The 12785-nt window shown below is 72.0% G+C and carries 1 protein-coding gene and 1 pseudogene; one reads left to right on the top strand and one right to left on the bottom strand.

Annotated elements, in window-relative coordinates:
* Positions 1 to 6: 6 nt before the first annotated feature.
* Positions 7 to 1872: a hypothetical protein gene (locus ACSYGN_RS40810; RefSeq protein WP_460405946.1), complete on the top strand. Its 1866-nt coding sequence runs from the start codon at positions 7 to 9 to the stop codon at positions 1870 to 1872.
* On the opposite strand, the pseudogene ACSYGN_RS40815 reads toward ACSYGN_RS40810, so the two are convergent.
* Positions 1850 to 12655, bottom strand: a pseudogene (locus ACSYGN_RS40815) (type I polyketide synthase); the annotation flags it as partial. The gene ACSYGN_RS40810 and the pseudogene ACSYGN_RS40815 sit on opposite strands and share 23 nt — an antisense overlap.
* Between the last annotated feature and the right edge of the window lie 130 nt (positions 12656 to 12785).

Raw genomic sequence — 12785 nt, forward strand, 5'->3', positions numbered from 1 at the left:
CGGTCAATGGCAGAGCTTGGCATCGCCAGCGGCGGTCAGAGCGAGCCGGGTGTGGAAGGGCAAAAAGAGAGGGGCAGTGGCCGTGACCGGCGAGTGCCCCTTCAAGTCTTCGATCAAGTTAGCACGCCCCGGAGGCACTCCGCTACGGTACTCGGCGTGAAAGCGTCACCACTCTACGTGTCCGACACTTACCCGCGTCACGTTCTCGCACGCCTGATCGACTACTTCACCGACGAGGGAACTCCGTGGGCCCGGCGGCTGTGGGACATCGGCTCTGTACTGGCGTTGGAAGAGCTGTGGGAAGCAGGCGCCTGGCAGGCCCATGGCGTCCTTTCGCCTGCTGCCTGTGACTGGCAACGCGCCGAACTGCGCGCACTCATCGGTCCGGACAGAGGATTGGGCGAACGTGAGCTGCGAAAAGAGCTCACCGCCCTGCTGAACTCCCCGCTGCCCGACCCAAGTCCGGCACGAAGGCGCCTTCGCCAGATCATCGACCACGCGCGCACCGGATACCTCGAGCGCTGGGCTGTCGCAGTCGCCCGAGCCGACGGCCCCGGACCCGAGCGGTTCTCACGGACGGTTGCCGCACATCTGCTCGACCTCGGGTACAGCGCGAGCCACCTGCTGACCTGGGCCAAGGCGCTCTACTCGGAACGCGCGGACACCGTCGGCATCGCCGAGAGCGCCGCGGCTCTCGCACGATCTTCTCCCAGATCCTTCGACGTGCTGGTCGCCCTTGGCGGGGTTCCGCAGCGGGAGCTCGCCGAGCCCCTGGCCAACTGGCTGCCGAAGGGAAGAGTGATCTCTTGGTTGCGGGAACACGGGCACGACACGGCGGGTGTCCGCCCCGGAGGCGGCTTCATCTACCAGTTCTACGCCCTGGACGCCTACGGTGCCGCCGAGCAGGCTCGCCAGATGATCGAACGCATGATCGCCAGATCCTCGTTCCTCCGCCGCCACCGTGGTGGGATCACCCCGCTGCCGTCGGTGTGGGTGGCCGGGCATCCGCAGCCGATCCCCGTCACTCCGCCGGCCCGAGGCGCTGACGTACTGACGCTCGTCAACGAAGCGCACCTGTACCGTGTCCACGATTCCCGCAGCCGCATCGACGACGCTCTGGAGCTGGCCGCGCCCATCAACCAAGGTCCTCTCGGACCGGCGGTCGCCGGTGCCTGGGCGGCCATCGAGGCGCTGCTCTCCCATCCGGACGATCCGCAGGATTCCGAGCGGTCCGGCAAGGCGGTCGCCGCTGACCGGCTCGCGGCAATCATCGCCTGCTCATGGCCCAGAGCCGAGCTCACCTCGCTCGCCCACCGGCACAGGCCTCGGCAGCCCGATGAACTCTCCGAACGCCTCGCCGCCTGTGCAACGAACCTGGAACGCGCCTCATGTATCGCGGCCACGCTGAGTACGTCCGGCGCGGCGATGCTGGACTTCTCGGGGGCTCGCACAAAGCACAGTGACCGCCCTGCCGCCGAGCGGATGACTGGCCTGCTCACAGACCCGCGTCGCGTTCTGAGCGAGGTCATGGGCACGTACCGCATCGTGCTCCGCCGTCTGTATCGCACCCGAAACATCGTGCTGCACGGGGGAGCCACGCAAGGGGTCGCGTTGCATGCGTCTCTGCGTACCGCCGCGCCGCTCGTCGGGGCCGGTCTGGACCGGATCGTGCACGCCGACCAGCTCGAGCGGCTCGCCCCTCTCGACCTCGCGGCTCGTGCGGAAATCGCGCTGCGGCTGGTGGGTGGCGAGACAGGGCTGTCGGTGGTCAAGCTCCTCGAGTCACCCGATCCCGCCAGTCCTGCGCGACCGCCGGGCGCGGCGTCATCCGTTTCCCTGCCTCGGCCTTTCAGCCCTGGTCAAGACGCTTGAGCCACTCGCCCGTCGCCGCCGCCGTGGCTCGGGCGTGGGTCTCCATCATCGTGAAGTGGTTGCCGGGGACGTCCAGGACCGTGTGGGCTCGGTGCCAGGTCGTCTGCCATTCATCCGCGGGCAGGGGGCCTGTCGTCTCCTCCGGGACCGGGGGTTCGCTGGAGCGGATCAGGAGGACCGGGGTGTTCAGCGGGTCCGGCTCCCATTCGCCGATCATCGCCACGTACCAGCTCATCGCCGTCAGGCGGTCGCTGTCCATGTGCGCGAACATCGACTCCCTGTCGAACATCCCGCCCAGCATCTGCTGCGAGAAGCGCAGGAACGGTGAGTCCGGGCGCGGCATGTACGTGTCCAGCAGGACCACGGCTGCCGCCGGCGTGCCACGTTCCTGGAGTCGGCGTGCCGTTGCCAGGGCCAGGACTCCGCCCGAGGAGGAACCGAGGAGGACGGCCGGGGCGTCGCCCACCGTGCGGGTGACCACGTCGGCGTGCAGTTCGGTGACTGCGTCGAACGACTCCGGCAGCGCCTCGTCCTTCCCGAAGCCCTGCGTCGGCAGCGCCCATACGTCGCGCTCGCCCCGGAAGGCTGAGGCAAATCGCGCGTACTGGTGTACTCCCGCCAGCGCCACGTACGAGCTGAAGCAGATCAGCGGTGCCGCCGCATCCCCCTTTGCCAGACGGATCGGGTCCGGGAGGGTCGGGAGGTCCGTCGGGGTGGTGAAGGTCGGGCGTAGGTCCGCCGCCGCCTTCAGGAGTGCGAAGCCCTCGTCCACCTTGCCCGTCTCACATGCCCGTTTGAACAGTCCGCTCAGAGTGTCTGCCGCGGGGGCAACCGTCAGCGGCAGGTCCGCGGTGGGTGCCGGGGGCTTCTCCGCCAGGCGGGTGTCCAGGTGCGCTGCCAGGAGTTCCGGCGTCGCGTGGTCGAACAGCAGGGTCGGGGGGAGCGTCAGAGTCGTCGCCGTTGCCAGGTGGTTGCGCAGTTCCACCGCCGTCAGGGAGTCGAAGCCCTGCTCCGTGAAGAAGCGGTCCGGCTCTATCGCCTCCGGGGAGGCGTGGCCCAGCACCGTCGCCGCCAGTTCCCGGATCAGGGTGGTGAGGGCGGCTGGGCGGTCCGCAGGGGGCAGTGTTGCCAGGCGAATAGCCACCGGCTCTTGGTCCCGCTTCGTCGTGGCGTTGCGGCGGCCGGTGGTCGTACGGGGCTTCGGGCGCAGGAGTGATTCCAGCGCCGTCCTTCCGGCCTCCGTCGTACTCATCGCTATCACCGTCGACGGGCTGCCCCCCGCCAGTGCCTTGTCCAGCAGCGACAGGCCGTCCGTCGGCTTCAGCGGGTTCATCCCGCCCCTCGTCATCCTCCTCCGGTCCGTTTCCGACAGTGTCGACGTCATCGCGCTCTCGCTCTCCCACAGGCCCCACGCGATCGACGTCGCCGGCAGGCCCAGGTAGCGGCGCTGTGCCGCCAGCCCGTCCAGGAACGCGTTCGCCGCCGCGTAGTTCGCCTGGCCCGGGCTGCCGAACGTGCCCGCCGCCGACGAGAACAGTGCGAATACCTTCAGGGTGGGGATGCCCGCGGTCAGTTCGTGCAGGTGCCAGGCTCCGTCCGCCTTCGGGCGCAGTACCTCCTCGAAGTGGGACGGTTCCAGGGCCGTCACCGGTTTGTCGGCTATGACTCCTGCCGCGTGCACCACTCCCGTCAGGGGGCGGTCCACGGGTACGGCCGTCAGCAGCTCCTCCAACTCGGTCCGGTCCGCCGTGTCGCACGCCGCCAGCGTGACCTCGGCGCCCAACTCCGCCAACTCGTCGCACAGTTCCGCCGCGCCCGGCGCCTCCGGGCCCCTGCGGCTCGTCAGCAGCAGGCTTCGTACGCCGTGTGCCACCACCAGGTGGCGGGCCACCAGCGTGCCCAAGGCGCCCGTCGCGCCCGTCACCAGAACCGTGCCGGACGACAGGTCCGGTGCGTCTCCCGTCGTCGAGGGCTCCGTCAGGGTCGGAAGCAGGACCTTTCCGTCCCGTACCGTCGTCTGCGGCGCCGATGTCGCTACGGCAGCGAGAAGTGCCGTCGCATCGCCCTGCGGATCGTTCGGCAGGTCCACCAACTGGAAACGGCCGGGGTGTTCCGACTGTGCCGAGCGGATCATGCCCCACAGTGCGGCGCCCGCCGGGTCAGTCGACGCAGTCCTCGTCACGAACACCAGGCGGGCGGTCGCGAAGCAGTCGTCGGACAGCCAGCCGTGCACGCGGTCGTGGGCCGTGGTGAGGGTCGTACGGACCGTCGTAGGCGCGTCTGCCGTGCTACGGACGGGCTCCGGGGCGACCAGGACCACCTCCGGCATCGTCATCCCCGTGTCCACCGCTTTGCCCAGCGCCTCCAGGTCCGCGTACGTCTCCAGGTGCACGCCCGCCCCGTCCAGGGCCTCCGCCAACCGGTCGTCTCCCTCGCCCAGGATGATCCACCGCACCGACTCGGGGCGCGGCGACGCCGGGGCGGCCGCTGCCGCCGGGGTCCAGGCAAGGTGCAGCAACTCCGGTGATCTGTCGGAGGATTCCTCCAGCAGCCGGTCAGCCGGTACCGCGCGCAGCGTTATGGAGTCCGCCGAGGCTACCGGGCGGCCGGTCGTGTCGGTGACCAGCACCGCGTAGCCGTTGTCGTGGCCTGCCGGGCTCAGCCGTACCCGCAGCTCCGTGGCGCCCTCGGCGTACAGCGTCAGGCCGCTCCACACGAACGGCAGCATCGGGTCCGGTGATCGCGGTGCCCCGCCGGGGAGTTCGACCAGGAGCGTCTGGACGGCCGCGTCCAGCAGGGCCGGATGCAGGGCGAAGCGGGCCGCGTCGGATCGGTGGTCCTCCGGGAGGGCCACCTCCGCGTACACCTCGTCGCCACGGCGCCAGACCCGGCCCAGGCCCTGGAAGCTCGGGCCGTACGCGAATCCGGCCGCCGTGAACTCCGCGTAGTTGTCGCCCGCCGATACCTGCTCCGCTCCCTGCGGGGGCCACACCGAGAGGTCGTCGGCCGCTGTCTCAGGTGCCTCCGGGGTCAGGACGCCCCTCGCGTGCGGCTCCCATGCGGCCGTCTCCGTGTCCGGGCGGGCGTACACGCCGAAGGTACGGCGGCCTGTCTCGTCCGGTGCTTCCACCGTCATCTGGAGCTGTACGGCGCCCTCGTGCGGGATCACCAGCGGGCTGTGCAGGGTGAGTTCGGCGACGTGGGCGCAGCCGGTGCGGTCGCCGGCGTGGACCGCCAGGTCCAGGTACGCCGTCGCGGGCAGGATCACCCGGCCCAGCACCTCGTGGTCCGCCAGCCAGGGGTGGGTGCGCAGGGAGAGGCGGCCGGTGAGGAGCAGGGTGTCCGAGTCCGCGGGGGTCACCGTGGCGCCCAGTAAGGGGTGCGTCGTCGGCTCCAGGCCCGCGGCCGTTACATCGCCGCCGGTCCAGGGGGCGCTGGGGAGCCAGTAGCGCTGCCGCTGGAAGGCGTAGGTGGGGAGGGGGATGGGGTGGCCGCCGTCGAAGAGTGCCTTCCAGTCGGGGGTCAGTCCGTCCGTGAACAGGGTCCCGAGGGCCGTGAGTACCGCCCTCGCCTCCGGTACGTCCTTCCGCGCCGCCGGGACCAGCAGCGGCTGCGCCCTGTCCGGGTCGTCCAGGATGTTCTGGGCCAGCGCCGTCAACGTGGCGTCCGGGCCCACCTCCAGGAAGCGGGTGGCGTTCAGGTCGTCGCGCAGGCGCCGTACGACGTCGTGGAAGCGAACCGGTTCGCGGACGTGGCTCACCCAGTACTCGGGGTCCGCCAGCCGTCCCGCGTCCGCCACTTCGCCGGTCATGCCCGAGACGTAGGTCAGCTGCGGCGGCAAGTAGGTCAAGTCAGCCGCCACCGTGCGGAATTCGTCCAGGACCGGTGTCATCAGCGGGGAGTGGAAGGCGTGCGAGACGCGCAGGCGGGTCGTCTTGCGGCCCAGCTCTGCCACCGCAGCGGCCACTTCGGTCACTGCTGCTTCCGTCCCCGAGATCACCGTCGCCTGTGGGCCGTTGACCGCCGCTATGCCGATCTCCGTCTCCCTGCCCGCCAGTAGCGACAGCACCTCCGCCTCGGATGCCTGGAGGGAGAACATCGCGCCGCCCGGCGGCAGTTGCTGCATCAGACGGCCCCGGGCCGTGACCAGCGTGCACGCGTCCGGCAGAGACAGCACCCCTGCCACATGTGCTGCCGCGATCTCGCCCACCGAGTGACCGGTCACCTGGTCGGGGACCAGGCCCCATGACTCCAGCAACCGGTACAGGGCCACCTCGTAGGCGAACAAGGCGGGTTGGGCGTGCTCGGTGCGGTTCAGGGTCTGCGGGTCGGTGTCGCCCAGGACTATGTCGCGCAGTCCGGGGATGTGCTCGCACACCGCGTCGAAGGCCGCCGCGAACACCGGGTACGACTCGTGAAGTTCACGGCCCATGCCTACGCGCTGGGCGCCCTGGCCGGTGAACAGGAACGCCGTCCTGCCGCCACCTCGCGCGATGCCCATCGGAGTGCGGGGCGCTATGCGGCCGTCGGCCAACGCCGCAAGCGAGTCGATGAGTTCGGTTCGGTCGGCCCCCAGAAGCACCGCTCGGTGGTCGAAGTGGGTCCGGGTCGTCGCCAGCGACAGGCCGACGTCGGCCGGGTCGGCCTCCGGGTGGGCGGCCACGTGCTCCAGCAGGCGGGTCGCCTGGTCGCGGAGGGCCGTGGCGTTGCGGGCGGTCAGCGGCCATGCGGTCAGCGGGGCTCCGTCGGCTGGCTCCGCCGTCTCGACAACGTCATCCGCCGCTTCCAGGATCACGTGCGCGTTCGTACCGCTGATACCGAACGACGAGACACCCGCCCGGCGCGGGCGGTCACCGGTCTCGGGCCACTCCACCTGATCCGTCAGCAGACGTACCTCACCCGCCGACCAGTCCACGTGCGTCGACGGCTCGTCCACGTGCAGCGTCGCGGGCAGCACCCCGTGCCGCAGCGCCAGCACCATCTTGATCACGCCCGCCACACCCGCACCGGCCTGTGTGTGACCGATGTTGGACTTCACCGAGCCGAGCCAGAGCGGTCGGTCCGCGTCCCGGCCCTGCCCGTAGGTCGCCAGCAGGGCCTGCGCCTCGATCGGGTCGCCCAGCGTCGTACCAGTGCCGTGCGCCTCAACGGCGTCCACGTCCCCGGCTGACAGGCCCGCGTCGGCCAGCGCCGCGCGGATCACCCGCTGCTGCGAGGGGCCGTTGGGTGCGGTCAGGCCGTTGGACGCGCCGTCCTGGTTGACGGCCGAGCCTCGGACCACCGCGAGTACGGGGTGGCCGTTGCGGCGGGCCTCGGACAGCCGCTCCACGAGCAGCATGCCGCCGCCCTCGGAGAAGCCTGTGCCGTCGGCCGCGTCCGCGAACGCCTTGCAGCGGCCGTCCGTCGACAGGCCGCCCTGGCGGCTGAAGTCCATGAACAGGCCGGGCGTCGACATCACCGTCACACCGCCCGCCAGGGCCAGGTCCGTCTCGCCCGACCGGAGCGACCGTACCGCCAGATGCAGCGCGACCAGCGAGGCCGAGCACGCGGTGTCGACCGTGACCGCCGGGCCCTCCAGGCCGAAGGTGTAGGAGAGGCGTCCGGACATCACCGCCGCCGAGTTGCCCGTGCCCAGGTGGGCGCCGGAGTCGGCGTCGACGAGCAGCGGACGCGACGAGTAGTCCTGGAAGTTGGTGCCCGCGAACACGCCTGTACGGCTGCCCCGCAGGGTCCTCGGGTCGATACGGGCCCTCTCGAACGCCTCCCACGACATCTCCAGGAGCAGCCGCTGCTGCGGGTCCATGGCGGCCGCCTCACGCGGCGAGATGTTGAAGAAGCCCGCGTCGAAGTCCGCACATCGGGACAGGAATCCGCCGACCCGGGTGGCCACACCGCTGGACTCGCCACCCCGCAGCGCCTCCAAGTCCCAGTCGCGGTCGGTCGGGAACTCGGTCAGGGCGTCCGTGCCGTCGGCGAGCAACTGCCAGAACTCCTCCGGCGTACCCACCTCTTGGGGGAAGCGGCAGGCCATGCCGACGATCACGATCGGGTCGTCGTCGACAGCAGCTTCAGCGGTCACCGGCGTCGTCTCGGCGGGAGCAACGACGCCCGCGGGCGCCAGCTCCGTGTTCAGATGCGCCGCCAGCGCCGCCGGGGTCGGGTAGTCGTACACCAGGGTCGCGGGCAGGCGCAGGCCGGTGGCCTCGTTGAGGTTGTTGCGCAGTTCGACCGCTGTGAGGGAGTCGAAGCCCAACTCCCTGAAGGCTCGGCTGGGTTCCACGTCGTCCGGGCTCGGGTGGTTCAGCACGTACGCGATATGGGCACGGACCAGGTCCAGCAGCGCATCCCTGCGGTCGTTGTCGCCGAGCGCGGCGAGCTGCCCGGCGAGGCCGGAACCCTCCGCGGACTCCGGTTCCGCCGTGCTTCTGTGGGCCGCCTCGGTCTGGCTCCGGTGGGCCTCCGGCAGGGCGGCGTAGAGGCGGCGCGGGCGGCCCTTGGCCAGTTCGGCGCCGAACACCTCCCAGTCGATGTCGGTCACGACGAGCGCGGTGTCGTCGTGGTCCAGGGCCTGCTGGAGCGCGACGACGGCGACGGCCGGGTCCATGAGCTGGACGCCGTGCCGCTGGAGCCGTTCGCCGACCGTGCCGGAGGCCATGCCGCCGGACGCCCAGCCGCTCCACGCCACGGCGGTGGCCGGCAGTCCACGCGCCCGGCGGTCCTGGGCCAGGGCGTCGAGAAAGGCGTTGCCGGGGGCGTAGTTGCCGTGGCCGGGGCTGCCGAAGACGCCCGAGGACGAGGAGAACAACACGAATGCCGACAGGTCCAGGGCTGCCGTGGCGGCATCGAGGTTCAGGGCGCCGCCCACCTTCACCCGCAGTACCTCGGCAAGGCGTTCGGGGGTGAGGGAGCCGATGACGCCGTCGTCGAGGACGGCCGCCGTGTGGAACACGGCCGTCAGGGGGCGCTCGGCGGGTACGGCGGCCAGCAGGCGGGCCAGGTCGTCGGGGTCTGCGATGTCGCAGCCGACCAGCTCAGCGCGGGCGCCCAATTCGGCCAGCTCGGCGGTGAAATCGGCGGCGCCGGGCGCGTCGGGGCCCGAGCGGCTGACCAGCAGCAGATCCCGTGCCCCGGAGCGGGCGAGCCAGCGGGCGACATGCCGGCCGAGGGCACCGGTGCCGCCGGTGACCAGGACCGTGCCCTGAGGGGTCCAGTGGCGGCCGGTCGGCAGGGCGCCGGTCGCGGCGCGCAGCAGGCGGCGGCCCAGGATGCCGGGGGCCGCCGTGGGGCGGATCGCCACCTGGTCCTCGTGGTCGCCGCGGGCCAGGACGGCCGCGAAACGGTCGGCGGCCTTGTCGTCCAGGGTTGCGGGCAGGTCCGCCAACCCGCCCCAGTTTCCCGCCTGTTCGAGGGCTACGACCCGGCCGAAGCCCCAGATCAGCGACTGGAGGGGGGAGTCCGGTGCCTTCTCCGCACCGGTTGCCACGGCGCCCCGGGTGGTGAACCACACCGGTATGCGTGCGCGCAGGTCGTCCAGGGCTTGGAGGAGGGCTACCGTCGCGGCGAACCCTCGTGGCAGGACCGGGAGTTCGGGTACGGGCGTCTCGTCCAGGCCGAGCAGGGACACAACGCCGGACGCCTCGCCCACGGCGGGTACGGCGGCGCCGAGCGCGGCGGCCAATGCCACCCGGTCGGACGCAGTCCCGTCGGCAGCGACGGTCACCGGCTCCGCGCCCGCCCTCCGCAGGGCGTCGCCCACGACAGCACCGGCATCAGGAGCATCCTGCGGGACTACGACGAGCCACGTCCCGGAAAGACCGCCCGCCGGTACATCCTCCACCGCCTGCCACGCGATTCGGTACCGCCAGCCGTCCGCCGTCGCAGTCTCCGCGCTCTGCCGCCGGTACTGCGCCAGCGCGGGCACCAGCCGGGCGACCTCCTGCTCACCGAGTTCGAGGGCCGCCGTCAGCGCGCCGAGGTCCCCCTGCTCGACGGCATTCCAGAACGCCGCGTCGGTCGTACCCGACGCCGAAGCACCGGCGTTCGCCGCCGCCTTGGTGAACGTCGGCCAGTACCGCCGCCGTTGGAAGGCGTAGACAGGCAGGTCCACAGGCCGCCCGCTGCCCTCCAGTCCGGCGTCCAGCGCCACCCGGCAGCCGCGTACGTGGAGTTCGGCGGCGGAGGTCAGGAAGCGGGCCGGGCCTCCCTCGCCGCGGCGCAGGGTGCCGACGGCGGCGCTGCCGGTGGCGCCCGCGGTCTCCAGGATGTCGCCGACGGCCGTGGTGACCACAGGGTGCGGGCTGACCTCGACGAAGACCCGGTGTCCCGCCCCCGCCAGGGCCCGCACGGTGTCCTCGAAGAGCACTGGCTGCCGGATGTTGCGGTACCAGTGGTCCGCGTCCAGCGTGGTGGTGTCCTCGATGCGCTCCCCGGTCACCGTGGAGTAGAGCGCCACCTCCGCCTGGCGCGGGGCGACCGGCGCGAACCCGGTGAGCAGGGCCTCGCGCACCTCCTCGACCTGCGCGGAGTGGGAGGCGTAGTCGACGGGCACCCGCCGGGCCCGTACGCCCTCCTCGGTCAGCTCGGCCAGCAGCCGGGCCACTGCCTCCTCCTCGCCGGAGACGACAACGGCGCGCGGCCCGTTGACCGAGCCGACGGAGATACGGCCCTCCCACGGCGCGAGCCGCCGCTCCACCTCCGCGAGCGGCAGCGGTACGGAGACCATGCCGCCTCGGCCGGACAGCGGGCCGAGTTCACGGGAGCGGGTGACGACGACGCGGGCGGCGTCCTCCAGGGTGAGGGCGCCCGCAATGTGCGCGGCGGCCACCTCGCCCTGGCTCTGGCCCGCCACAGCGGCGGGGTGGACGCCGTAGGACTGCCACAGGCGGGCGAGGGCCACGCACACCACGAAGAGGGTGGGCTGGACGACGTCCAGGCGCTCCAGCGGCGGGGCGCCCTCGGCGCGGCGCAGCACGTCGAGGACCTTGTAGTCGGTGAACGCCTCCACGGCGGTGGCGACTTCGGTGAAGTGGGCGCGGAAGCGGTCGTCCCTGTCCAGGAGTTCCACCGCCATGCCCTCCCACTGCGGGCCCTGGCCCGGGAAGAGGAACACGGGGCCGCCCTCGGTGTCGGCGACTCCGCGCACGGCGCCGGGGGCGGGGGCGTTGTTCGCCAACGCGTCCAGGCCGGTGAGGAGTTCGTCCTGATCGGACGCGACCACGACGGCCCGGTGTTCCAGGGCCGAGCGGGTGGTGGTGAGCGCGTGCGCGAGGTCGGCGGGGTGCGCGGCGGGAGTGGTGGGCGCCGTCAGGTGGTCGCGGAGGCGGGCGGCCTGGGCGCACAGCCCGTCGCCGGTGCGCGCGGAGACGGGGAAGGCGTAGGGGCCTTCAGGAGCGGACCGATCCTCGGCGTCATCGTGCTCGGCCGGGGCCTGTTCGAGAATGATGTGGGCGTTCGTACCGCTGACACCGAACGACGACACCCCGCAGCGCAGCGGGCGGTCGGCGGACGGCCAGGGGCGGGCGTCGGTGAGCAGTTCGACGTGCCCCGCCGTCCAGTCGACGTGGGTGGAGGGCCGGTCCACGTGCAGGGTGGCGGGCAGCTCCCGTTCCCGCAGCGCGAGGACCATCTTGATCACGCCCGCCACACCCGCCGCCGCCTGGGTGTGGCCGATGTTGGACTTCACGGAGCCGAGCCACAGCGGACGCTCGGCGGGCCGGTCCTGCCCGTACGTCGCCAGCAGGGCCTGCGCCTCGATGGGATCGCCGAGGGTCGTGCCGGTGCCGTGGGCCTCCACGGCGTCCACGTCGGCCGGGGCGAGGCCCGCCGCGGTGAGCGCCTGCCAGATGACCCGCTCCTGGGAGGGGCCGTTGGGTGCGGTGAGGCCGTTGGAGGCGCCGTCCTGGTTGACGGCCGAGCCGCGTACGACCGCGAGGACCGGGTGCCCGTTGCGGCGGGCGTCGGCCAGGCGCTCGACGACGAGGACGCCGACGCCCTCGCCCCACGCCGTGCCGTCGGCCGATTCGGCGAAGGCCCGGCAGCGGCCGTCGGCGGACAGTCCGCGCTGACGGCTGAACTCCAGGAACACGGTCGGTGTCGTCATGAGGGTGACGCCGCCCGCGAGCGCGAGATCGCACTCCCCCGCCCGCAGCGCCTGCACGGCCAGGTGCAGGGTCACCAGGGAGGAGGAGCAGGCGGTGTCGAGGGAGACCGAGGGGCCTTCCAGGCCGAGGGTGTAGGAGATACGGCCGGACAGGACGCTCGCCGCGTTGCCGACGCCGTCGTCGCCCGCGTTGTCGGAGTGGGCGAGCAGGGTCGTGTAGTCCTGGAGATTGGTGCCCGTGTAGACGCCGGTACGGCTGCCGCGCAGGGCCTGCGGGTCGATACCGGCCCGCTCCAGGGCCTCCCAGGAGACCTCCAGCAGCAGCCGCTGCTGCGGGTCGGTGCCGACGGCCTCCCGGGGTGAGATGCCGAAGAAGCCCGCGTCGAAGTCGGCGACCCGGTCGATGAAGCCGCCGGTCCGGGTGTAGCTGCGGCCGGGGGTGCCGGGCTCGGGGTCGTAGAGCGCCTCGGTGTCCCAGCCGCGGTCCTCGGGCCAGTCGGTCATGGCGTCGCGGCCCGACCGCAGCAGCTCCCACAGTCCCTCGGGGTCCGACACTCCGCCGGGGAAACGGCAGCCCATGGCGACGATCGCGACGGGCTCCCTGCCCCGGGCCTCGGCCTCGCTCAGCCGCTGCCGCGTCTGGGCCAGATCGGCCGTGACCTTCCGCAGGTAACCGAGGATCTTCTCCTCATCGCTCATGTGCAGTTCACCCGTTTCCCCGGTCCGGTGTCGGTGCTCGCCCGCCGTGTGGCGGCGGGTTCAGGAGATCCGTCAGTCAGCAGTCGGTCAGGAGGTGGTCGCCAGAAGGCGGTGG

The organism is Streptomyces sp. YIM S03343 (assembly GCF_054729195.1).

Excerpts from the sequence above, each read along its gene's own strand:
- ACSYGN_RS40810 (WP_460405946.1), top strand. The coding sequence starts at position 7 with ATGGCAGAGCTTGGCATCGCCAGCGGCGGTCAGAGCGAGCCGGGTGTG.